This window comes from Streptococcus hillyeri (assembly GCF_003686955.1).
GTDB classification, from domain to species: domain Bacteria; phylum Bacillota; class Bacilli; order Lactobacillales; family Streptococcaceae; genus Streptococcus; species Streptococcus hillyeri.
Genome location: NZ_RCVM01000002.1, coordinates 178,719 through 199,992, shown reverse-complemented (window position 1 = coordinate 199,992; position 21,274 = coordinate 178,719). Strand labels below are relative to the sequence as shown.

The window sequence follows — 21,274 nt, the reverse complement described above, 5'->3', positions numbered from 1 at the left end:
GCAATAAAATCAACCATTATAAAAACCAGTGGAACTTACCCTGACACGGATTTCCACTGGTTGTTAGAGGTTTTATCAGATTAACTTCCACTTTAACAGACGGTGGAAGTTAGTTTGGGAATTTAGCAAAGATTTTCAAAGAGCTCATCGGCTTGTTCGATGTTACGGAAGCCTTGTGCCAAGTCCTCTAGCTGAAAGGTGCCGTCATTGACCCGATCCACCAAGGCGGTAAAGGTCAAATCTGGCTCAATGGCATAAGACATCTCACCCTTAATCACCGCCAGCAAATCAGCATGCGTCTCCTCATCTTCGTAGTAACCACGATAGAGGTCTAAAGCCTTGTGCAAATCATCGGTCGGCTCCTCCATGGTCTCAGCCACATAAAAGAGCATCTTGTCCGACAGGTACTTGTAAAAGACCATGCCCAAAAGATAGGACTTGTAGTCATTAGCATCCATCTTAGAGCGGAGAATATCCGCCGAATTCCAAAGCGCCTGATACAGCGATTGGGAGGTTTGTAGTTGTTCCATGTTCTTGTCTTTCTAATGGTTTATTTTGGGAAAATAGCAGAGCTGATAGGAAATACTCCAAGTAACTTAGATAGTCGTTCTACTACTGTTCTATTTCTGCTCCAAAGGCACAACAGCTAAGGTCTTTCCAAGGCTGGCTAGCACTTTCAAAACGGTATCAAGTTGCGGACTGGTTTTTCCAGATTCCATCCGAGCAATCACAGGTTGACTAACACCGCTGAGCTGCTCCAATTTCTTCTGACTGATACCCTTTTCCTGTCTAGCCTTAATGAGTTCAAGCATAACAGCCACCCTCAAATCACTTTCACGCAATTCCTCAGGCGTAAAGAGTTCCGCTTGAACCTCTTCCCAACGACTACCAATAGCTGGATTGTTTGTTGTCATACCGTGCCTCGTTTTGCAATAGATATTTGTAGAAATTTTTCTATTTCAATTATAACTCAAAAGTTATTGAAAAGGAATACTTTAAGCTATTAAAGTACCTCGAATGCTTATCTTATTTATTCGAAAAAGGTAATCATCCAAATGAAGATATTTTAAAAAATTATTCCTCTATTTTATATCTTCCATCTATCTCATATTTAATTTTAAATCCTTCTAGTTCCATTTTATCTAATCGATGTTTCAACATACTTACAGTTTGAGAATTATCTATTTCATTTCCATAATCAAAGCTGTAAGTTTTTTCCCAGACAGTCAATGTTTTATCCGAAGGGATGTAATCAAAATCATCTCTATTTCTTCCATTAGAAATAATTCCTTGTAAAATCCAAAAAGATATAAATTGAGTATCAGTTAGTGAATAAACTACTTCCCAGATGTCATCTGTCCATTCAGAAAATTTTGTCCATAAATTGCTACTGGAAAGATAAACTAAAAGCATAATATCTTTTCTTTCATCTGAAGAATGCAAAATGGTATCGCACTGAACATCGGTGAATCGTTCCCCTAGTACATGAAAACTAAAAATGTGGTATTTTACCAAAAGATATAATTGCTGTGAAAAATCATAGTTAGCTTTATCTAGAATTATTTTCCATCCATCATAAATCTCATTATTAATTTCTTCATCAGTTTTATTTTTACGCTCTTTAGGAAGTGAATACATCAGACTATTACCATGTGTTCCTATATATGTTTTAGGTGGCATGATTTCATTTTGTTTTTCGCGAATGATGTAGGAAATTGTATCACTCGTCTTATAGTCACGTATATACTCTAGAGCCAACTGTAGTAACTTCTCTTTTCTCTCCCTAGTAAAGTTTCCATAATTAGCTGATAAATACTTGTAGAAATCAGTACCACTACTTGATAATAATTGCTCCTTAAGTAGAACATCACTATTAATTATCTCCTCTAGCTCACTGACTGCTGTGTTTGATACTTGTTCATATAAAAAATATTCACTACGATTATAGGCAAAACACGGTGGATAGCCTTCATTATATTTATATAAGCCATCAATTTGAGAGGTTATTAGAAATTTAGGAACATCTCCTTCATCAATATCTACACCAAAGCCATTTATTAAATTTTGATAGAGGTTTGAGTGGAATAGATAGGTATAAATTACTAGTAACTGTTGCTCTATTTGAACATGTCCTAACTTACCTCGGTCAAAAAATTCCTTGCTAACATAGTCATTGAAATGCTCTCTATCCCTTAAATTTCTCCCCTCATTTATAATGAGTTGTTTAAAATCCTGCGAAAGTATCGTCTCAAATTTTTCTTCTAATGCACCAAAATAGGTCTCCCAAATATTATTGGGATGCAGTGCAAAAGGCAGCTCAATTCTTCTATCAATAATTTTCGAAAGAAAGTTGGTTTTCACTTCGTAGATATTTGAAATATCTCCTACAAACACAATCGGTAATTTCCCTTTAAGGAGACTGAAAATTTTATACGTTTCTTCCTGTTGTTTTTCAGTTAATCGATCAAAATCATCAAAAATTAATACAACTTTATCGTGTGGTAACTTATTAAAGAGAAAAATCCAAAAAATATCCGATTTGAATTTAAAAAATTGATAAATAGCCACTAATAAGGCAATGATACCTACGATGAAAAAGAGAAATTTAAATGGGAGTCCAATTTCTTTAATAAGATTTTCAATTCCAAGATTAACAACATTTGTTGACAATATCGAAACTGCCACAGATAAAATTGATAAAGCTAATATTCCATAATAATATATGGGATGTAATTTTGAAAAAACGATTTCTAAGGTAGGTCTACTATCATTGATTTTCCATAAGTCAATAAATATCAATTTTTTATTTTTCTTTTCAGAAACCTTCTCTAAGAATGTAGTTTTACCAGAACCCCAAGCACCGTTTAAAAAATAGGTCTTATTTTCATCCAATAACTTGGAAAAATTTTCTTCCGCAGTAGATGTATCAATATTTTCTAACTGTATAACACTATTGTTTTTACACATAATACCTCACATCGTTTAAATAAACATATCCTTCAAGAGCTTTTTCTTCAATGTTTCAAGTTGATTGATTTTTTCTTGGTAAGATGAGATTAATGTGTCAAGGTCAGAGAAGAAAGAGCCAATGGCACGTTGTTCAGATAAAATTGGATAATGTATCTTTAAATTTCGAATGGCCTTTAGACCCAGATTTTTAATTGTGGTACCAGTTAAATTATTGAAAAAATATTTTCTAATCTGAGCTGTTTGAAGAAGATAGTAAATAAAATTTTTATCAAACGAATCAACCTGTAAATAAGCCACACTCTTACTCAACATAACTTTTTCATTACGATACCATCCAAGACTACCAATTGTACCATTAATTGACATCAAAATTGTATTTTTTTCCAGTGCCAAATCATGAGGAGTTAATTGATTCAAATTTACATATTTAGTTTCAGTATTTAGTTGAATACTATCTTGTACTAAATTATTACCATTTATGAAAGCATATTCCCCTGCATCATTGTACTTAGGTGTTCCATGAATACCGTCACCTATTTTTGAAAGACCTTCTCTCAACTTCTTCTCCTTCCATTCACCATCAAATCCTTCTAAGCGGATTTCAGGAGTGGTCTGGCCTGCCTTTGGAAACATCTTGGACAGCATGGACGCCTTAAAGGCTTGATAGTTGGCCAAATTATCCTTATAGGCAGACAAGAGCTCATCAAGCGTCTGGAAAAGCGACCCGATAGCGGATTGTTCAGGGAGTGAGGGAAAATATTTTTGAATAATATTTAATACATCTCTAGTAAGTTGAGGTTGAGCTCCACCTGTGACATATTTTTTTAAAGAACGACTTAATAGAGAACTATATAAAAAATACTTGTCAATTTCATCTACATCAACATTTACAACCATTGAATTTCCAGTAATGTATACTGGACCTTTAACAAAACTTGGTGTACCTGTATTTTCTCCCCTTGCAGAAATAGTCACTTGATCCTCAATATGATTTGGTTCAAGATAATATCCAATATAGCCGTTTGCGCCAAAAACTGGAACGCCACTTTCGGTTAGATCTGACTGTGTGATAGTTTTGGGTTGATACATTTGGGCGGTGTCACCTAATTTTTTCTTTTCCCACTCATCATCAAAATCTTTGAATCTGAGTTTTGGAATATTTTTATATTTCATAATTCGTTCCTATTCGTTCATTCAGTTGATTAAAAAATTTTAAAATTCTTCTTCCAGTTCTTTCTCAATTCTTTGAGAACACCGATTGATAATTTTATCAATATGCATAACTAAATCAATATACTCTATATCATCTTCAAAAATTTCTTTTACAGATTGTAAAAAATTCTGTTTTTGTTCCAACACAGGGACATAACTTCCTGACCAAGAATCTGACATGGCAGAATAGTGTATTTTTGAAAAAGTTGCTTTCCCGTACCCCTTTGATTTTATAATTTCAAATAGTTTTAACTTTTCACTTTTATCATCAAAAATTTCAACCCCTAAGTTTACCATTTTTATTACCAATTCTTCATTATCGGATAATTCTATGGCATTAAACAGGATTGAATGATTCTCTTTGAATATACTTTCTAACAAACTACTATAATAATAAAGTGAATCATTTTCTAATATATAATTCAAAAAGCTGAGATAAACTTTTTCAACATTATTAAATGATTTAATTTTATGAAGTATTACATAAACTTCATCATTATAGCCCAACTTCAAGTCATTTATTTTTTTCAAAATATTCACAGTAAAATCTATATCATCGTGCCCAAGCATTTGAAAAAGCTTCCCGCTACGATCAATATTACTCCTTAATTCTTTCAAGTATAACCTTTTTAAGTCATCTTTCCCCATTAAATTAATTAGTCTTGTTACTTCTTCATCTCTTACAAAAAAAGGAATAATGAAATGAGCACTCTTAGCTTTTTTAATTAAGATTTCTTTTAAGTCAGGCTTTGATAAGAGAAATTGTTCAAAATGCAGTATATTCAAATATTTAGGTATGGGATTATTCTTTAAGATAATTTCAAGTAATTGTATATCTTCTTTTTCAATTCTCTTCAGCTGTGTTAGGTATGCAAATTGCCATTTATATTTTTCAGACTCTGAAGGAAAGCCAAGAATGCTTTGCATTTCCTGTTGAGACAGACCTTCTAAAAATTCATTTGGTGTAACATTTTCAAAACGATAACGTGTTCTAAACATGGAATACAGAAAATCAATTTTCTCATCAATTAGTTCATGGTACATATTGTATAAAACACGTTCAATATTTTCATTATTCATGAATGTATTTTGTTTAAATTGATATGCATAGGTAAAAATTTTTTCCAAATTACTTGAATAACTAATCACAATTTGATTAAAATCTGCCTGTTCATCATCTTTATACCGCCAAGCGTAGTTTGAATTGGCTAGATTATTATATATTTTTTGTCTTTCTGATGCTTTGTACTCAGAAAACACTTCAAAATCTGATTTTATTTCAGCTTCATGTAAAGCAAAAACAATCTTCTCTCCGGATAGAGATAAATTTGAGAGATTTGAAAAAAATCTATACTTAATATTTTTCAAGTCTTGTTCGATAGTTTTTTGATGGGTATTTGAATAATTTAAAATAGTAAATTGATAATCATATAAAATTTTTTCAATGTAATATCTAATTTTTGAAGCTCCTGTACTATACAATTTTTCAAGAATTTCAATAATTATCGCATGATACTGTACCAGTTTAACACTATCTGGTATCGTGTACCGTCTAAGAGTAAATGTTTTTTCATCATTTGCTGTGGCTCTCTCAACTTCTAACTTCCAGTATTGTTTTAGTATAGTTACAATTAGTTCTTGATTGTATATTTTATCTAAATCTAGCCGTTTAAATTGAGCTAGTGTTGCTTTTGCTATATTATAATCTATGTAATCTCTTTCTGTTATAAGGCCGCAATTTTTTTCAAGCATATCATAAACTTCGGAAATAAGATTTGGTTTTTTTACGAAATAGTTCATCAATAATTGTAAGCCATGTTTATAATATTTTGTTTTAATAACTGTTTGTATGATCAACAATAGAGAATCATCAACGGTTTTACTTTTATTCTTTTCCTTGACAAAATTAGCTTGTGTATAGTTTTCTTCCACAATATCACTGATTGTATCTTTAACATATGATATTGCCTCTAATGGAAGTAATATTCCAAATTGTGCTAAAAACCCTTCTTTCTCTTCTACATTTTGAAAAATGTTTTCAGCATAGTATTCTTTAGCTGCCTCCGATATAATATTAAAATCATTTTCATTATGGACAAAGTTGGAAAATTGATTCAATAGCTGAATAACCTTTTGATTGTTTAATGGATATAATGCATGTAAAATATCTAAAACTGATATTTTTTTGTTAATTAAAAACTTGATAACAATATAATCATCCAATGACTGATCAGCTATTTTCACTATCTTACTATTATAAATATTACATAATTCTCTGTTATGAAGTCTTTCGACTCCATCTTTAAATAACTTCTCTGATATATTTGTTAATTGTAATAATTTAATAAACTCTTGATTATCTTTTAAACTATCAAAACTAATTTTTTTGAGATATGACAAAATGAATAATGCTTTTTGCTCTTCAAAAGATATATTATCTTTTAATAGAATACCTTCATAATAGTCTTGTAAAATATCAATTTCATTTTTAAACTTTGTTAAATCCTGTGAATTAGACATTAGGACTGCTAGAACTGCAATTCGTGGATTTCCTTTTGAAATATTTTCAATATGTTCTATTTGCTGCTGAGTAAATTCATGTTCAGAAAATTGCCGGAGTAACTGCTTAAAATTATCATCTTGCAAAATAACGGGTTCCAAGCTGCTATATCCGTAATTTTTAATGTTATGTATTACTTCATTTTTTGCATAGTCTCGGACAGTTAGGATAAACCTAACATTATTATTCGTACTAAGTAATCCCAATGTTGAAATATAATTTTGAACTGTATTGACATCATCTATAAAAATCACATTGTCTTTCTGTAAATCTAAATGGTATTTAATATCTTGATAAATTGACTGATTATTGCTCTTTACACAAAGAACATTCAATCCCTTTTTAGCAAGTATTGAACAAATTTCAATTGCTAATCTTGTTTTTCCTGTTCCCGGTTTAGATGATATTAATAGAATTCGATTTTTACTTGATTCTAAGAGTTTGATACCTTCATTTACATCCCCAATATAAAAATTTGAAATTGGAGCATTTGTTGTACTGCTGTCATGAATTTTTATAAAATCATCAATGCTCCATACCTGTTCTGTAGATTCATTAATTGATAAATATTCTTTTGCTAAAAATTGAAATTCTAACCTAATAAGATCATTCGCAATTTCATTAATTCCAATCAAGTCTAATTGATAAGGCTTAGCTAATTCTTCTAGTTCATCTCTTTGTTTAATCGATATATTTGAAGAAGTATGGCAACAAATAATTCTACTAATTTTATTTTGTTCAGTACCTTCGTCAAGAATTTTTTTCTTTACTGCTTGAATATCTTCTTTTAATTTAGGGACTACAGATGTATGTGTGCCATACATAATATAAATATATTTTCCATCTTTTTCTGCGTAAGAATCTGGTATGCCTCTAGTCGTTTTATCTGTCCCCTCTTGAGAACCTAAAGAAACTAAATTACTAAATTGATATTTTCTTCTTAGATAAGCATCTCCTAATTTTTGGAATTTTCCACCCTCAAGTTCTTTGATAGCAGTTTCGATTCTGTTTACTAATCCCATTGAAATTCCTTCCTAACCATTTTAATAATTTAGTTTCTTGTTACTTACTCGTTAACTTCCTATTTTGCTTTGCATTGCTTAGCGGCTCTGTATCTTAGTAACTGAACACGGCCTAAAAGCTCGGGATTTAGATAAGACGCCTTGTGAGTAAGCCCACATCGTTGTCTTCCTAAAATCCTAATCGCTTTTTTAACGGCCTTTGTATCTTATACCTACCTCCTCACTCTCAGTGGTTCAATCACTTCTTCGATGAGTTGGGTGTAGGCTTTTTTGATTTCGATTTTGTATTTGAGGGGGTTGAGGGCTTCTGCGACGTCGTTTTTGTAGTCTTGGTAGCGTTGGCTTTGACTGAGTTCACTTTCGCCAAGTTGTTTGCTTTCCCCTTTGCGGTAGTTTTTGACGAGATACATGAGTTCGTCTGCGCCGATATACCATTTCTTAGCCAGTTGGGTGACTTCCTTGGTAATCACGGCTTCTATCATCTGGTCGAGGATATTGGTGATGGATTGACCGCGATAGCTTTCTGGATCCATTTGGATTTGAAGCCAGAGGTCGGCGATGACTTGGGCTAGTCCTTGGTTGGTTTTGGCAAGGTCTGCGATATAAGCATCTACGGCTGCAATGTCTTTTGCGGTCAATTCTTTTTGGGCATCATCTGCCTGTGGGATAAAGGCTTGGATGAGAGAAATGATATACTCGTAGTTAATCTCATCGAGATGGACGGATTCCAACTCATAGAGGATATCGAGGGGTTCATCGTCTGTATCATCGTTATCGTCCTTACGGCGCTTGATTTCTTCGAGGACATTTTGGTAGGTGCCCATATAAGTTTCTAGCAGTTCTTCTGTCAATCCTGTTTCTGCAAAGATAGTATCTTGGTCGTATTCGGAATAGACCTTGATAGAGGCAAAATAACGGTCAAATTCTTGGTAGGATTTGGCAAATTTCTTGAGTAATTCGGTACTAGCACTGCTGATATCCAGTCCATTCTCATCGTCTATCGCTACTTGATTTTGCAGGATGGCTAATTTTTCGTCGAAGACTGCTTTTTCTTCTGCCCATTCAGGGGCTAAAACACTAGTTTCACCGCCGTTGGAATAGAGGCGCAACGCTTTGTCCACGGCTTCTTTAAAAGCATCTGGGGCTTGGAAGGTGATAATCTGACCAAACTTTTTAGCACCATTGAAGATACGGTTGGTTCGGCTAAAGGCCTGAATCAAATCGTGAGGCTGCATGGGCTTGCGGTCAATGAAGAGGGTCGAAAGGCAAGGGGCATCAAAGCCTGTCAGAAGACGGTTGACCACGATAACCAAGTCCAGTTGCTCTTCACGGAAGAGGTACTTGTCCTTCTTACGAGCGAGGCGATTATTGACATCGGTATTGAAGCCACGCAGGTCTGCTATCGTGTAGTGGGTGCCAAACTCGGTATTGTAATCATAGATGGCTTCCTTCATCTTGTCCTGATTGACCGTTGACTCCTCGTCATTTTCCGTCACGGAGTAAGTGATGGTAAACTTTGGAAAGTCTGGGAGGACTTGCTTCACGCGCTCAGAAATCTTCACTCTAGTCTCACCTGCTTTGACGCGTTTTAAGAGGTCATAATATTTCTGCGCCATAGGGATAGACTTCACGGTTAGGATGGCATTGAAGGTCTGTCCGACACCGTTTTGAAAGCCAAGTTGCCCACGGGATTTATTGATGATAGCGTCCAACACTTCTAGCATATGCTCCTCTTCCTCATAGGCACTGTCTGGAATATCCTTTTCAGCGATGTCTTTATTGAGAATGAGGGTGTTTTTATAGTCCACTTTGAAGCCAAGAACAGCCTTGTCATGGATAGCTTCCTTGACGGTGTATTCGTGGAGGCGTTTGCCGTATTGTTCTTCGGTAGTTTGGGCGAGATTCCCGAGTTGTTGGCGTTTGTTTTCTGCAAAGATTGGCGTTCCTGTAAAACCATACCAGAGCGAATGGATAAAGAAGCTTGAGAGTTTAAGCTGAGCCTGTGGCGTCACCGCACGGTGACATTCGTCCACGACAAAAGCGACTTTGAGTTGCTTGATTTTATCTGCTTCCTTGCTGTAGAGCCTGTCTTCGATTTTGCGCATCATGGTTGCCAATTTTTGAATGGTTGTCACCACCACGCGCTTATCATCCGCCACCAATCGTTTTACCAACTGATGAGTATTGTCCGTCTCATCAATGTCAATGACATCATTGGCAGCATAGGAGAGAAAACTTGAGGTCGTCTGCTGATCCAAGTCGCTACGATCCACCACAAAAATGGTCTTGGCAATAGACGGAATCTGTAAAAGATTACGAGCGACCTTATAAGAAGTCAGTGTCTTACCAGAACCAGTCGTGTGCCAGACATAGCCTGACTCTTGCTTACGGCTAGCTTCCTGCACCGCTTCAATGGCATGAACTTGATAAGGACGAAGCAAAATCAAAGCTTTTTTGTCATCATCAATCACTGAATATTGCATGACCATCTGATGGGCTCTTGGAATCGAGAGCACCTCTTTGGCAAAGGCGAAAAGATTGAGCACTGGTTGATTGTTGGTATCCACCCACTTGGTCAAGAAAGTATCATTGAGCTTATTTTCTTTTGCTGCTGCGATATAGCGGGTATCCGTTAGGTTAGACACGACAAACATCTGTAAGCTAGAGTAAATCCCTCGCAGTTTACCTTCACGGTCGTATTTTTTAATTTGACGAAAAGCATCCATAAACGGATGTTGGGCATTTTTCAGCTCAATCTGAATCAGAGGCAGTCCGTTGATTAACAACGTCACATCAAGCCTTCTGTCTTGGTCTGCTGGTTCTGCTTTAGGACGCTCCACTTGATTCACCACTTCATAAGAAGAGGTCCCGCCAGCAACATTATCTCGCCAAATGACGGATAAACGGATAGTGCTTAGACTAGCATCCTCACGTTGTACTTGAACTTTGGCAATGCCATTCTCACCCGCCAACCATTTAGCGGCTTCGTAGTAATTGATAAAGTTAAGCTGGTTTTTAATCTGTGCCTTTTCTTGCTCCGTCAAAGGCGTGCCATTTAACACGGCAACGTTATTTTGCTCTAATTTGGCAAAGAAATTGTCCCAGAGGGCATCCTCTGTTTTTAAATCACTCCGATAACTCCATTGACTGTTTCCAGTCGTCAACTGGTCAATGAGTTGTTGTTCAATCGCTAATTCACCTGTGTATGTCATACTGCATTCCTAATCCTTAGTATAGCTCTATTATACCATCGTTCAGCTTTTTCCCAAAATCTCTGCCACATGTTTTCGAAGCTCTGGGAGAACGGTTTCTTTAAACCAGGGATTTTTCTTTTGCCAGATATTATTTCTTGGGGATGGATGTACTAGGGGAAAATAGCGGGGCAGATAAGCTTGAAAATGCCTTACTGTCTCGGTAAGTTTGGCTGATTTTGGTTGGTTCAGGTAATATTGCTGTGCGTATTTGCCAATGAGAATGACCAGCTCGACTTCAGGCATAAGATCAAACATCTGCGCATGCCATTTTTCTGCAAAGCCCTTACGTGGAGGAAGGTCACCCGACTTGCCAGTGCCTGGGAAATAGAAATCCATAGGCACAACTGCAATCAAGCCTGAGTTGTAAAACATTTCTCTATCAATTCCTAGCCACTCTCTTAGATTGTCCCCAGAGGGGTCGTTAAAGTACATGCCAGTCGCCTCCGCACGACTCCCTGGCGCTTGTCCGACAATAACAATCTTTGCGGTCCTTGGTGCCGCTACCAGAGGAGCAATTCCTCTTTCAGTGAAGGTTTGATTCTCAGGTTCAGCCATAATAGCTGAGATAATATCCTCTAGTCTTTTCATTGTATCATTCCTTTGAATAGCGAAAAAAGGTCATAATGACCTTTTTATCTTTAACATTACTTAATCAACTCATAAATCGCTTCTGCGTAGATGGCTGCTGAGCGGTAAATGTTTGTCAATGGCATGTATTCGTTAGCTTGGTGCATGGTGTTTTCATCTCCTGGGAATTCAGCACCGAAAGCTACACCACGTTTCAAGAGACGTCCAAATGTTCCGCCACCGATGACTTGTTCGTAACCTTCTAATCCTGTTTGTTTTTCATAAACAGAAAGGAGGGTTTGAACGAGTTCATCTTCCATTGGCACATAGTGTGGTGTGTGCTCATGATCAGAAAGGCTAACTGATGCCACCCCTTCGATTTCTTCCAGTTTCGCTTTGATGGTTTCTTTATCTGTTCCTTTTGGATAACGGAAGTTGAGGGCAATTGTATTGTCTTCGCTAGACTTATCAAATGAGAAGACACCTGCATTCATGCTAAGGGCACCCATTTTGTCATCTGTATGGGCTACACCAAGTTTTTCACCAGCAAAGTCTTCGTGAAGGATTTCTCCAGCTACTTCAAGGTAAGCTTTTGCGCCACCTTCAAAGTCATACACACTCAAGAAACGTGCCAAGTGAGTTGCACCGTTGACACCCGCTTCTGGTGTTGAACCGTGAGCTGATTTTCCGTAAATAGTTACAGACAATTTGCCGTCTGCTTCAACGACTTCACCACGCAAGCCTTCTGCTTTAACGTAGGCAGCAAGAGCAGTTTCAACATCATCTTTTGTTAACCCTGAGACAACTGCTGTGGCAGATTCTGGAACCATGTTTTCACGCAAACCACCTGCAAAGCTTTCAAGCACTGCTTCACCAGCATTAGCACCTGTGAAGTGAAGGTACTCGGTGATGTTTCCTTTTTCACCATTGATGATTGGGAATTCGGCGTCTGGTGAGAATCCAAAGTCAGGGTCTTTCAATCCATTGTGGGCAAAGTAATAATCCATGTCACCCCATCCAGACTCTTCGTCTGTACCAACAACAAAGCGCACTTTTTTAGACGTTGGCAAACCAAGTTCTTTGATGATTTTCAAGCCATAGTAACATGCCATGGTAGGACCTTTGTCATCTGATGACCCACGCGCATAGAGTTTGCCATCTTTGATGACTGGTTTATATGGGTCAGTATCCCAACCGCTACCAGCTGGCACCACGTCAAGGTGACCAAAGATACCGAGAACTTCTTCGCCCTCACCAAATTCAAAATCACCAGCGTAGTTGTCAATATTACGCGTTTTGTAGCCATCACGCTCTGCAATTTCCAAGAATTTTTCCAAGGCTTTAACAGGTCCAGGTCCAAATGGATGCTCAGCGTCAGCCTTGCTGTCATCACGCTCAGAATTGATTTCCAAAAGGCTAACCAAATCTGCCATCAAATCGTCTTTACGTTTTTCAACTTCTGCTTTAAAATCAATTGTCATCGTTCTATCCTATTCTAATCCATTTTGTAATTTTTTTAACGTCTCTAGTGCAAGATTTGCTTTCTCATACGGTACCAAGATATGGTCATGATAGTTTCCTGCAATCACGTTACACGATATGCCAGCCTCACCTAACACTTTTGAAAATGCCGCCGTTAAACCAACCGCCTCCAAGTCTGAATGCACCATCAAGGTAATCCACGCCGAACGAAATTGGCTATTCAAGTTGTATGAGTCAGCAACTGCTTCTGTTACGACAACGGACAATCCTTCATCTTCCCGAACCGTTGCTTCAACCTTATCCCAAGGAAGGCTGACATCATCGCTCACTGTGGCATAGACATAAATACCATCACGGAGGACAGGCTCCATGCCTGCTAACAATTGTGATAAGTCCCTAATCGGTTTCGTCAATGTACTAGCCTCTCATTCTATTTTGCAATAAGCGAAATGTTTCAATCACAGTTGAAAATTCACTTACTTATACTCAATCACTTCATCAACTGGTAGGCGGTAGCTTGGTTCTGGCTTAAGATCAGTGTAACCAACAGTAATCAAGAGTTCTGGACGGAAACGACTGTCAATTTCCAAAATCTCATTGACCTTGCTCTTATCAAAACCAAGAATGATGTTTGAGCCAATCTTTTGGTCTGTCAAAGCCATAACCAAGTTATGAGCTACAATACCAGCATTAAGAGCTAAATAATCTGACTTATGTTGCTCTGTAAATTGGGCAAATCGTGGCGGTAAGGTTTCCATATAGTAACCAATCAAATCATCTGGCAAATTTTTCACACCGACCCGCGCAATTTTGCGTGACCGTTTTACTAAATCAGTATCTGTAAAGAGTGCAATGGTGTATTGAGAAGCTTCAACTTGGTCTTTGTTGGTACTATACGCCAACTCAGCTAGCTCTGCTTTTTTCTCCTTAACAATCACAAACTTCCAAGGCTGAATATTATTAGCACTTGGCGCTAATGTTGCAATCTCAATAGCTGTGCGCACATCTTTGACATCAACAGGCTGATCATTAAATTGCTTAATCGCGTGGCGCTTTTTATTTAATTCTAGGAATTTCATCTGACTTCCTCTTTCTCTTTATGATTACCCTTACATTCTATCATATTTTAAGGTTTAGGGAAATGGCGGAGCTACACTTTCAAGATTTATCTAGAAGCACCATAGCTAGTAAGATAACCAAAGCGACTGAGACAATCATGTAAATCCACCATCCCAAGCGGTTTTTCAGATTGATGGTTATCCCAACACCGATACTTCTCTGAACAAACAAAGGCTCTGACCAACTGGTTTTCGACAAGGGATTTAGGCATAAATTTGAAATAACCAAGACCAATAAAATGATCAAGACAATTAACATAAGGTATGCATTCATCTCAAAGTCTCCTCATTAATTCATTTCTTCTGTTGGATTCAATTTCTCCAAAACAGCTTCCGCCACTTTTTCTGGAATTCCTAGAGCTTTAATCTCTTCCGCACTTGCTTGCTGGATGGCGGTCAAGGATTTGAACTGTTTTAACAAAGCTTGCTTACGTTTAGGACCCAATCCTTCAATACCATCTAATCTTGAAGAAAAACTGTTTTTACTTCTGACTTGTCGGTGGAAGGTAATGGCAAAGCGGTGCACCTCATCTTGGATGCGGTGGAGAAGGAAAAATTCCTGAGAATTTCTTGGAAGGTCAATGGTTTCTAAAGGTTCTCCAAACAACAATTCATGCGTCTGGTGCTTGTCATTTTTTTGAAGACCTGCTACAGGAATGACCATATTGAGCTCATTTTTCAGAACATCTTTAGCAATATTGACCTGCCCTTGCCCACCATCAATGATAATTAAATCTGGTGGCACTAAGCCGTCTCGCTTTACACGACTATATCGTCTGCGAATGACTTCTCTCATGCTAGCATAGTCATCAGGTCCGTCAACAGTTTTGATTTTGTATTTGCGATACTCTTTTTTATTGGGTTTACCATTTTCAAAAACGACCATGGCAGAAACTGGACTGGTCCCCATGATATTGGAGTTATCAAAGGCTTCAATACGACGTGGAGTCGCAATGCCAAGCAGACTTCCAAGATTTTCAATAGCGCCCTGTGTTTTAACCAAATCTTTTTCGAGTAAATCAAACTTTTGCTGGAGGCTAACACGCGCATTTTTTGTGGCTAGAGCAACCAGTTGTTTTTTCTCACCACGCTGTGGCTTTATCACTTTGGCAGAAACGAGGGCCTCAACAGATTCTTGATCAATATCTGAAGGAATAAAAATCTCGCGAGGCATTAAATGATTGCTGTCGCTATAAAATTGCCCTAGATAGGTCAAAAAATCTTCCTCAGCTTCGTTATAATAAGGAAACAGATTGACATCACGCTGAATGAGCTTACCTTGTCGAACAAAGAAAACCTGTACACACATCCATCCCTTATCAACATAGTAACCGAAAATATCCCTATCCTGCATGTCTTGATTCATAACGCGCTGCTTGGTGCGTAGCGTACCTACTGCCTCTATCAAATCACGATATTCGGCAGCCCGTTCAAATTCCATCTGCTCTGCCATTGCCATCATCTTAGCTTTCAAATCATTGACAATTTTATCATCATGACCATTTAAGAAGTTTTTAACATCATCTACCAGACCATCCCAATAGGCCTTATCGGTTTTACAGATGGTGTGAGCGTTACATTGACCGATATGATAATAAAAGCAGACTTTATTAGCAGGATTTTTACACTTTTTAAAAGGAAAAATTCGATCGAGGAGCTTTTTAATCTCATTGGCTGCGCCACTATCAGGATATGGACCAAAATAGAGCCCATCATTTTTCTTAACTTGGCGGGTAATCAAGAGCCGTGGATAGAGCTCCTTCGTTAGTTTAATAAACGGATAGGATTTATCGTCTTTGAGTTTGATGTTGTACTTAGGAAGATTTTCTTGAATAAGATTGATTTCCAATAGCAGAGCTTCAATATTAGATTCGGTAACAATAAATTCAAAATCTTCAATTTCTGATACCAACAACTCCGTCTTGGTATCGTGACTTCCACGGAAATAGCTGCGCACCCGATTCTTTAAATTTTTAGCCTTACCGACGTAGATAATCGTCCCATTCTTATCCTTGTGGAGATAACACCCCGGGCTATCAGGAAGTAATTCTAATTTATGTTTTATCGTATTATTCATAGTCATATTATAACAAAAAACGAGGAATAACCTCGTTTTTAAGCAGTAAATGACTGTGTTACTTTTGGTCGTAACCTAAAGAAATATTAGGATACGTTTGTTCAATCAGAGCAAATAAAGGTTGGAGTTCATCATCTGTTGATTTACCAATATTTTTAAAGAAAACCTTTTGCACTTTCTTCTGATTAACCAAAGTTACCATCAATTGTGAATGGCGTGAGGTCGTAATCAAACCGTAAGCTTTAGTTGAAATGATATGATGATAAAGAGAGGTCACCTGTGTTAGGTCAATGGCGTAGAATTTCACTTTATAAGAAATCAAGTGTGTCTTATAAACCAAGAGCCCTAGACGTTCATCATGGTAAGTAGCTTCCCTAATGATATTGTCCAAGTTGCCATGCAAGTCTGGATAAGCAAGATAAAGCGCCTCATAGTTGCGTTTGTTTTGGCGCACGGTCAATACACCACCTACTAAGCAGGCAATACCAATAAGTCCAGTTACAGCAATGAGGGCATAAGACATCCAGCGTGTACTACTTACTTCACGTAAGGAAGCGTAATAAGTTCGGCTAACATGTCCTTCTAAATCTGTTCCAGCAAACGTCTCCTGAATAAAACTTTCGTAGCCTTCAATACCGTTTTCCTGACTAGAGCTTGTCACGAGTTCTACTTCAATGCGTTCTGGTTTTTCAATCAGCTCATCACCCTTAGCAATCAGACGCTCAAGAACAGGGTCTTTCTCATTTGCATCCAATCCAATGTAGCCAAATGTCCCATCCGTATTGTCATATTCTACCAAGTAGAGGTTGCTATTATAGCCTTCAATTGTCGTTAGAGGTTCTGGTATAATCGCTGTCACTACTAGCGCCTTACTACCATTTGATAAGTTACTGCTTTGGACTATCTCCCCTTTTCGATAAAGATTATCGACACCTGTCGTTACCATAAAAGCAACTGTTGAAAGGATTGCAATCCCAAGAAACAAAATCCCTGGAACAATAGATCTCATTATCCCTTTAAAACGCTTTTCAACCATTTATTTTCTCCTTTTTATGGGGTTTTGTTTCATTCTATCACAAAAGAATAAGCGTTTAAAGAGTTTTGGAAAAGTTTGACACGACATCTTTAATCGTTACTGCCACTTGATTAGGTTTTTCAAGATAGAGGTGATGGGTGGTGTTTGAAAGAATCTTACTAGTGATATGGTTATTTTTAATTTTACTTAATTGTGTTTGTTTGAAGTCTAAGAATTCAGCGGGACTGTCTGAGAGTATCATCAGTGTTGGGACTGAAAAATCTGGTTTTGAAATCACAAACTGGCAGTCACGTCTGATTTTTAGGAGGTTAAGAATAATTTCTGAATTAAGATTTAACTGGTACTGATTTTCTTTTTTGACATAGGCATGACGCACTGCTTTTTCCAAATCCTCACCCCAATAGTCAGCACTCTTCTCCTCTTCGCGCAGCTTTTCTCCCAAATCCGCAAAGGTCTCAGAAGCAAAATAAGCCTTAGTGTCCGCCAACTCTTGCTCTAAAGAATACCCAAAAACGTCAAAATCCATAAAGCCACCATCAAGTAAAATGAGATGCGAGACATGGGAAGACTGTTTCGCTAAATAAGCCGCAAAATCCGCTCCTAGAGAAAATCCCATCAAAATAAAGGGAGTATTTGGAGTCTGCTTGTTAAACCATGCAGTCAAATCTTCTAAGGTTTCTATAGGGCAATCAAAATTATCAGGCTGCCCAGGCAAGGCTAGATAGGTCAACTCAAAACCTTGTTCAACCAAAGCCTCCTCCAAGCGGGTAACATAATGACGGTTACTACCCAATCCGTCTAAAAAATAAATAGGGGTCATGTGAGCCTTTCTTATTACCAATGATAATTTATCATAGCATAACTAGACTTTAATATCTAACCTTTACTGAAAAAAAGCCAGCAGTAAAACCGGCTTAAACGATTGATTATTGTAACTTTTGCCCATTAACCAATTCATAGTATCGAGCAATAGCAGAGTGATCCTCTGAACCGTAATCATGAGCTTTCAAGACCTGAAGTATTTCCATTGCTTGTGCTGTAAATGGTGTAGCAACATTAAAGGAATGTGAGGCATCCAAAGCATTTTGCAAATCTTTAATATGCAAGTCAATACGGAAACCTGGAGCAAAATCTCCATCAAACATTTTTTGAGATTTTTGATCCATAACTGTTGAGCCAGCTAAACCACTACGAATCGCTTCATAAACACGTGATGGTTCAACACCAGCTTTTTTAGCCAATGAATAAGCTTCTGAAACGGCAGCAATATTAACCGCCACAATCATCTGATTAGCAAGTTTAGTCAAGTTACCTGCACCAACTTCACCCACCAATGTTACACTACTTGCCATAGCCTGAAGAACATTCTTATAGCGATTAAAGACTGTCTCATCTCCGCCAACCATAACCGCAATAGTACCGTCAATAGCTTTTGGTTCTCCACCAGAAACAGGAGCATCTAAGAAATCAACTGACAATTCTTTCAATTTTTCAGAGAATTCTTTACTTGCTACTGGTGAAATTGAACTCATGTCAATAACTGTTTTACCAGCTGAAAGACCTTCTGCGATACCATTTTCATTAAACAAGGCTGCTTTTACGTGTGGTGAATTTGGTAACATGGTAATCACAAGCTCAGCAACTTCAGCTGCTACTTTACCACTTTCTGCAGCATGTCCACCTGCTGCGACTAATTCTTCAACACTTTTTGGATTAAAGTCAAAGCCATATACTTCATGCCCTGCTTTAACCAAATTGATTGCCATAGGTTTCCCCATGATTCCTAGACCAACAAAACCAATTTTCATTCTTTCTTATTTCCTTTCTGACTTCTATAGCTATAATTCTAACAAATATCATATAACCATGATATAGTACACATACTATATTTCATACCATTTTAACGTGATTATTTGTTTAGAAAACTAAATAAACTGATTACATTGCGACTGACTGATTTCACAAGTTCTGGAGTTTGGAGCATCGCTTCATCTAAAGTCATTGGTCGATTAATGATATCAAAGACACCTGAAATTCCTAAATCGTAAACCTCAGTCAAATCATTCGAGCAACTTCCAACAATAGCAACAGCTGGAACTTGATAGCGTTTAGCGATAGTCGCTATGCCAAGCGGTGCCTTCCCATTAATCGATTGACCATCCATTCTACCTTCACCAGTAATGACTAGGTCTGATGTTGCAATATCTTCTTCGATATGGATTAACTCTAAAATTTTATCAATGCCACGTTCTGTTTTTCCGTTTAGAAAAGCCATTAAACCAGCTCCTAAGCCACCCGCAGCACCTGCCCCTGGTAGATCTTTAACATCTTTTTTGAGATACTTTTCAATAACTTGAGCAAAATTTGCAAGTCCGTCATCCAAAACAGGAATGAGACTAGGCGTTGCACCTTTTTGTGGACCATAGACTGCCGTTGCACCATTTGGCCCACAAAGAGGATTGGTGACATCAGATAAAATAATCACTTCAACACCATCTACCAATGTTTCAAGTTCTGAAATATCTAAGTTAACAATTCTAGAAAGGTTTTCTCCTTTAGCCTCAAGTGAAAGACCATCTTCGTCAAAGAATTTCGCTCCTAAAGCACTTGCCATCCCCATACCACCGTCATTGGTAGCAGAACCTCCAATACCAATGTAAATGCGTTCAACATGTTTTTCAATGGCCTCTTTAATCATTTGACCAGTACCATAAGTTGACGCTTTCAAGACATCAAGTTCTGAAGTAAGGACTAAAGTAATTCCTGAAGCGGCTGCCATTTCCATAACAGCAGTCTTGCCATCATCAATGATGCCATAGGAAGCTTCCACTGGATTTCCTAAAGGACCTTGTACTTCAATCGTTACTTTATGGCCTTTATTAACCTCAAGAATGGCATCTACAGTTCCTTCACCACCATCGGCAATTGAAAAAATAGTTGTGTCATAGTCAGGGTATAGGCTATGGATACCATCAGCAATATAGGTTCCAATTTCTTTAGAACTGGCACTGCCCTTAAATGAATCAGATGCAATGACAATTTTTTTTCCCATACGACTCCTCCTGTTAACTATCTGCTAAAAAACCACCTTTACGCATTTCAGCCTTCATATTTTCTAATACAGTCCCTGTACTTGCTTCAGTTGGTAAAATTGATTTTCCTACATCTAATCCCATTAAGTTCGCCATATCTTTTGTTGCAGCAGGGAAACTTGCAGCATCTTGTGATAGGCGAATCGGATTTAGCCTAAATTGCGCTGCTAGTGATTCTTTAATATTTCCAGCTACATAATGATCATAAATGCTACTTACCAATTTAGTGTACATATTAGCCGTTGAGCAAACACTTCCAACAGCTCCAACGCATAACCCTGGGAAAACAGTGGTATCTTTACCAGTCATCACACGGAAATCAACATCTTGTGTTTGTCGAATCAATTCACTACAAAATGTAATATCACCACTAGAATCTTTAATACCAACGATATTATCTACATCATGCGCTAAACGAACAATAATGTCAAGTGGAACGCTGTATCCTGAACGACCAGGATTATTGTAAATCAATACCGCTGTCTCAGAAACACTCTCTGCAATTGTTTTAAAGTGATTGTAGAGAGCTTCCGATGTTGGTTTAATAAACATCGGATTTAAAACAGAGATAGCAGCAATATCACGCTTAGTAGCTTCTTGTGCAATTTGAACACATTTGCGCGTTCTAATAGCACCAATTCCAAAGTAAACTGGAACTCGTCCCGCAGTTTCTTCAATGATGACATCTAAGGCATGGAGCATTTCATCTGTTTCAAACATGTAAAACTCTGAATTGCTACCAAATGCTAGTATGCCATGAACACCATTTTCAATCACATGATTAACGATTTTTCTAAGTCGCACATCATCGATATTTTCATTATCATCAACGGGGGTAATAATTGGTACTACAATCCCCTTGACAGTATTTCTATCAATCACTA

The 21,274-nt window shown here is 37.4% G+C and carries 16 protein-coding genes and 1 pseudogene; all 17 read right to left on the bottom strand.

Annotation, left to right across the window (positions count from 1 at the left end; genetic code table 11):
* Positions 1-128: 128 nt before the first annotated feature.
* A pseudogene (locus EAF07_RS02530) lies at positions 129-530 on the bottom strand (type I restriction-modification system subunit M N-terminal domain-containing protein); the annotation flags it as partial.
* Between the two features lie 90 nt (positions 531-620).
* Complete coding sequence (locus tag EAF07_RS02525) at positions 621-914, bottom strand: helix-turn-helix domain-containing protein (RefSeq protein ID WP_121834720.1); 294 nt, start codon at positions 912-914, stop codon at positions 621-623.
* A gap of 160 nt (positions 915-1,074) precedes the next feature.
* Positions 1,075-2,967 (bottom strand): P-loop NTPase fold protein, encoded by a 1,893-nt coding sequence (locus tag EAF07_RS02520; protein ID WP_121834719.1) that lies wholly within the window; start codon positions 2,965-2,967, stop codon positions 1,075-1,077.
* A gap of 15 nt (positions 2,968-2,982) precedes the next feature.
* Positions 2,983-4,143: a restriction endonuclease subunit S gene (locus tag EAF07_RS02515; protein WP_121834718.1), complete on the bottom strand. Its 1,161-nt coding sequence runs from the start codon at positions 4,141-4,143 to the stop codon at positions 2,983-2,985.
* Positions 4,144-4,182: 39 nt separating this feature from the next.
* Complete coding sequence (locus EAF07_RS02510) at positions 4,183-7,764, bottom strand: nSTAND3 domain-containing NTPase (RefSeq protein ID WP_121834717.1); 3,582 nt, start codon at positions 7,762-7,764, stop codon at positions 4,183-4,185.
* A 212-nt stretch (positions 7,765-7,976) separates the two neighbouring features.
* Positions 7,977-10,976: a type I restriction endonuclease subunit R gene (locus tag EAF07_RS02505; protein ID WP_121834716.1), complete on the bottom strand. Its 3,000-nt coding sequence runs from the start codon at positions 10,974-10,976 to the stop codon at positions 7,977-7,979.
* Positions 10,977-11,018: 42 nt separating this feature from the next.
* Entirely contained in the window at positions 11,019-11,606 is a 588-nt protein-coding gene (locus EAF07_RS02500) for a uracil-DNA glycosylase family protein (RefSeq protein WP_121834715.1), read from the bottom strand.
* A gap of 56 nt (positions 11,607-11,662) precedes the next feature.
* Positions 11,663-13,066 carry a dipeptidase PepV gene (gene pepV, locus EAF07_RS02495; protein WP_121834714.1) on the bottom strand — a complete coding sequence of 468 codons (1,404 nt, stop codon included), beginning with the start codon at positions 13,064-13,066 and terminating at the stop codon, positions 11,663-11,665.
* 9 nt (positions 13,067-13,075) lie between these two features.
* Positions 13,076-13,480, bottom strand: coding sequence for an ACT domain-containing protein (locus EAF07_RS02490; RefSeq protein ID WP_121834713.1), 405 nt, complete (start codon positions 13,478-13,480; stop codon positions 13,076-13,078).
* 63 nt (positions 13,481-13,543) lie between these two features.
* On the bottom strand, positions 13,544-14,146 hold the full coding sequence (locus EAF07_RS02485; protein ID WP_121834712.1) for a nitroreductase family protein: 603 nt from the start codon (positions 14,144-14,146) through the stop codon (positions 13,544-13,546).
* Between the two features lie 79 nt (positions 14,147-14,225).
* Positions 14,226-14,459: a hypothetical protein gene (locus EAF07_RS02480; protein WP_121834711.1), complete on the bottom strand. Its 234-nt coding sequence runs from the start codon at positions 14,457-14,459 to the stop codon at positions 14,226-14,228.
* 15 nt (positions 14,460-14,474) lie between these two features.
* Positions 14,475-16,262, bottom strand: a complete 1,788-nt coding sequence (uvrC, locus tag EAF07_RS02475; protein ID WP_121834710.1) for an excinuclease ABC subunit UvrC — start codon at positions 16,260-16,262, stop codon at positions 14,475-14,477.
* A gap of 58 nt (positions 16,263-16,320) precedes the next feature.
* A complete protein-coding gene (locus EAF07_RS02470; protein ID WP_121834709.1) occupies positions 16,321-17,298 on the bottom strand; it encodes a hypothetical protein in 978 nt (325 codons plus the stop codon).
* 55 nt (positions 17,299-17,353) lie between these two features.
* Positions 17,354-18,118 carry an alpha/beta fold hydrolase gene (locus EAF07_RS02465; protein WP_121834708.1) on the bottom strand — a complete coding sequence of 255 codons (765 nt, stop codon included), beginning with the start codon at positions 18,116-18,118 and terminating at the stop codon, positions 17,354-17,356.
* Positions 18,119-18,224: 106 nt separating this feature from the next.
* Complete coding sequence (gene garR, locus EAF07_RS02460; RefSeq protein ID WP_121834707.1) at positions 18,225-19,106, bottom strand: 2-hydroxy-3-oxopropionate reductase; 882 nt, start codon at positions 19,104-19,106, stop codon at positions 18,225-18,227.
* Between the two features lie 101 nt (positions 19,107-19,207).
* The gene (locus EAF07_RS02455) at positions 19,208-20,350 is read right to left on the bottom strand and encodes a glycerate kinase (protein ID WP_121834706.1); all 1,143 of its coding nucleotides are present in this window, start codon (positions 20,348-20,350) and stop codon (positions 19,208-19,210) included.
* A 13-nt stretch (positions 20,351-20,363) separates the two neighbouring features.
* A complete protein-coding gene (locus EAF07_RS02450; protein WP_220702223.1) occupies positions 20,364-21,272 on the bottom strand; it encodes a dihydrodipicolinate synthase family protein in 909 nt (302 codons plus the stop codon).
* Positions 21,273-21,274 lie beyond the last annotated feature (2 nt).

Excerpts from the sequence above, each read along its gene's own strand:
- EAF07_RS02520 (WP_121834719.1), bottom strand. The coding sequence starts at position 2,967 with ATGTGTAAAAACAATAGTGTTATACAGTTAGAAAATATTGATACATCT.
- EAF07_RS02485 (WP_121834712.1), bottom strand. The coding sequence starts at position 14,146 with ATGAAATTCCTAGAATTAAATAAAAAGCGCCACGCGATTAAGCAATTT.
- pepV (WP_121834714.1), bottom strand. The coding sequence starts at position 13,066 with ATGACAATTGATTTTAAAGCAGAAGTTGAAAAACGTAAAGACGATTTG.
- EAF07_RS02510 (WP_121834717.1), bottom strand. The coding sequence starts at position 7,764 with ATGGGATTAGTAAACAGAATCGAAACTGCTATCAAAGAACTTGAGGGT.
- EAF07_RS02505 (WP_121834716.1), bottom strand. The coding sequence starts at position 10,976 with ATGACATACACAGGTGAATTAGCGATTGAACAACAACTCATTGACCAG.
- EAF07_RS02525 (WP_121834720.1), bottom strand. The coding sequence starts at position 914 with ATGACAACAAACAATCCAGCTATTGGTAGTCGTTGGGAAGAGGTTCAA.
- uvrC (WP_121834710.1), bottom strand. The coding sequence starts at position 16,262 with ATGAATAATACGATAAAACATAAATTAGAATTACTTCCTGATAGCCCG.
- garR (WP_121834707.1), bottom strand. The coding sequence starts at position 19,106 with ATGAAAATTGGTTTTGTTGGTCTAGGAATCATGGGGAAACCTATGGCA.
- EAF07_RS02500 (WP_121834715.1), bottom strand. The coding sequence starts at position 11,606 with ATGAAAAGACTAGAGGATATTATCTCAGCTATTATGGCTGAACCTGAG.
- EAF07_RS02465 (WP_121834708.1), bottom strand. The coding sequence starts at position 18,118 with ATGACCCCTATTTATTTTTTAGACGGATTGGGTAGTAACCGTCATTAT.
- EAF07_RS02455 (WP_121834706.1), bottom strand. The coding sequence starts at position 20,350 with ATGGGAAAAAAAATTGTCATTGCATCTGATTCATTTAAGGGCAGTGCC.
- EAF07_RS02480 (WP_121834711.1), bottom strand. The coding sequence starts at position 14,459 with ATGAATGCATACCTTATGTTAATTGTCTTGATCATTTTATTGGTCTTG.
- EAF07_RS02470 (WP_121834709.1), bottom strand. The coding sequence starts at position 17,298 with ATGGTTGAAAAGCGTTTTAAAGGGATAATGAGATCTATTGTTCCAGGG.
- EAF07_RS02515 (WP_121834718.1), bottom strand. The coding sequence starts at position 4,143 with ATGAAATATAAAAATATTCCAAAACTCAGATTCAAAGATTTTGATGAT.